Source organism: Acidipropionibacterium timonense (assembly GCF_900605005.1).
Taxonomy (GTDB): domain Bacteria; phylum Actinomycetota; class Actinomycetes; order Propionibacteriales; family Propionibacteriaceae; genus Cutibacterium; species Cutibacterium timonense.
In genome coordinates this window covers 1-2,212 of sequence record NZ_LR027566.1, presented here as the reverse complement: position 1 = coordinate 2,212, position 2,212 = coordinate 1, and the positions used below count along the sequence as shown (strand labels likewise).

5 protein-coding genes are annotated in these 2,212 nt (G+C 63.7%); 2 read left to right on the top strand and 3 right to left on the bottom strand.

All coding sequences use genetic code 11. From position 1 onward, the window contains the following. Positions 1–91: 91 nt before the first annotated feature. Positions 92–391: a nucleotidyltransferase family protein gene (locus tag E0E30_RS13170; protein ID WP_130866938.1), complete on the bottom strand. Its 300-nt coding sequence runs from the start codon at positions 389–391 to the stop codon at positions 92–94. 283 nt (positions 392–674) lie between these two features. On the opposite strand from E0E30_RS13170, the gene E0E30_RS13165 reads away from it, so the two are divergent. Next, on the top strand, positions 675–902 hold the full coding sequence (locus E0E30_RS13165; RefSeq protein WP_130866937.1) for a hypothetical protein: 228 nt from the start codon (positions 675–677) through the stop codon (positions 900–902). Positions 903–906: 4 nt separating this feature from the next. Then, the gene (locus E0E30_RS13160; protein WP_130866936.1) at positions 907–1,176 is read left to right on the top strand and encodes a hypothetical protein; all 270 of its coding nucleotides are present in this window, start codon (positions 907–909) and stop codon (positions 1,174–1,176) included. A gap of 216 nt (positions 1,177–1,392) precedes the next feature. Here the strand turns inward: E0E30_RS13160 and E0E30_RS13150 are convergent, their stop codons facing one another. Beyond that, positions 1,393–1,644 carry a Txe/YoeB family addiction module toxin gene (locus E0E30_RS13150; RefSeq protein WP_210115904.1) on the bottom strand — a complete coding sequence of 84 codons (252 nt, stop codon included), beginning with the start codon at positions 1,642–1,644 and terminating at the stop codon, positions 1,393–1,395. A gap of 14 nt (positions 1,645–1,658) precedes the next feature. Next, entirely contained in the window at positions 1,659–1,901 is a 243-nt protein-coding gene (locus E0E30_RS13145; protein WP_130866934.1) for a type II toxin-antitoxin system Phd/YefM family antitoxin, read from the bottom strand. Between the last annotated feature and the right edge of the window lie 311 nt (positions 1,902–2,212).

The following is a 2,212-nucleotide window of genomic DNA, read 5'->3' as shown; positions in this document are numbered from 1 at the left end:
GGACGGGACTTAAGACACTCCGATCCTCGCGCAGGGTCCTCCCCCCACGCACCCCGGCCCCACAGGCCAACTACAGCAGACTCTCACACAGTCAAGTCACAACTACACCCTGGATCCTGAAGAGCCAAATATCCACGGCATCGGTTCCGAAAAGGTCTCGAGCCTCCTGCAACAGCCCCGACGTGCGCATCAAGACGTTTCCGTCAGCAGGATCCATCTCAACCACGATGTCGATGTCACTGCTCGCCTGAGCGTGGCCGCGAGCGACGGAACCAAAAGGCATGGGATTCGTCGCCCCATACTTGACGAGCAATGCATCGAGTCCGCTGCGGCGCGCATCGAGAAGCGCTCGCAAGGCGAGCGTCTCCGGAGTTGCCGCATCTTCTCTCAAGTCCTCATGGTACCGGCCCAGTCGACATCCGCCGGAGTCACCGCAACCGCTGACACTCAGACCCCGGAACGAGCTGCCGTTCGCGAAGTGCACATTCACCATCGCCGTCCCGCGCCGCAGGCAGGGCAGGCCCTCATGTCCCCAAGCGTTGCGGCCCCACCCGCCGCCCCGGATTTCCCGAGGTTCTCGATGACACGCCGAACCGGGCCACGCGATCTCGCTCAGCTCTTCCCGGGTCGGGCATCTCTTGCTTGGCCCATTATCACAAGGTACCTTGGATGGCGTGGACGAGCCGATCATCGCCCAATCCGCGCTGAAGCACGGTCTCTCGGAATCGGACATCCTGCACGCATACCGCAACCCGATCCGCGCTTGGGACCTCGGCAACGGATTCACGATGCTCATCGGCGCCAACCACGCGGCCATCATCCTCGAGGTCGGCTACATCCAGGGCTCCACAGCCATCGTCATCGTCCACGCGATGCGAGCCCGCGAGAAGTTCCTGAGGTGATCCCGTGCCCCGTACCGTCGAAGAGATCCTCGCGCACGCCGACGAACTCGCGGAGCGCTTCGAGAGTTACGAACCCTCTGCAGACGATGAACTCGACCTGTCTGCTGTGAACGAACTGCGCGCAGCCGCTGCCGAGAAGTGCGCTGCCGAGCACCACTTGGTCGACGCAATCCGTGGCGCGCGGGCGGCCGGAACCTCGTGGAACACCATAGGAGCCTTCGTGGGCACTACCGGCGAAGCAGCACGCCAGCGCTATTCACGGCTGGTCGGCTGACCGAGCTTCCGTGGCCTGCCTCGGACGCCGCTGGCACCGCGGGCTCGGAACGAACTGCGGTTCGTGAGCTGCTCACGCACCATCGCCGTCCCGCATCGCAGACAGGGCTGGCCCCCGCGTCCGTGGGCGTCGAGCGACCGCCCGAAGCAACCCGAGTCCATGACTTTCTGACGTTCGCCTCAGCCGATGAGTGCTGGACTGTACCGAACTCCTCGTTCACTCGTAGTGCGTGTACATCCTCAGCACGTGAACGACGCGCTCCTCGGCCAGAACTTCGTAGACCAGCCGGTGCTGGATGTTGATGCGCCGTGAGTAGCAGCCGGACAGATCACCGACGAGTTTCTCGAACCTGGGAGGAGTGGCGAACGGGTCCTGCGCAAGGAGTTCCAGTAGGACGGCCGCCTTGGGCTTCAGTCCCGCCGCCGCCAGCTTCTTGGCATCCTTCAGGGCTTGCCGCGAGTAGACCACCCGCCAGGGGCCACCTACCACGGCAGCTCGTCCGTTGCAGCCTCGATGCCCTCAGCGCGGGCCCGCCGGATGGATGCAGTCAGGCCCGGGATCGACTCGAGAAACAGCGTCTCCTGGATCGCACGCCAGTCATCCTCCCCCACGAGCACGGCGTTGCCCCGCACACCGGTGATGGTCAGCGGCTCGGAGTCCTCGTTGACCTGGTCGATCAGGCGATAGAGGTTCGCGCGCGCGGTGGTGGCAGGGATCGCAGTCATACATCGAGCGTACGTGATGGCGTACGTAGACTCAAGTGCCGTGGTCACCCGAAATGTCGTGTACCGCCAGGGTCAGATTTGCAAGGCTTCGTGACGTGGTGAGGTTCGCCTTGTCATCCAGAGCCAGCCACCACCGCTACACCACCATGCCGGACTCAACTGTGCTTGAACACGCTGGGGTGAAGCGGCTCTTCAGGATCCAGGGTGTAGTTGTGACTTGACTGTGTGAGAGTCTGCTGTAGTTGGCCTGTGGGGCCGGGGTGCGTGGGGGGAGGACCCTGCGCGAGGATCGGAGTGTCTTAAGTCCCGTC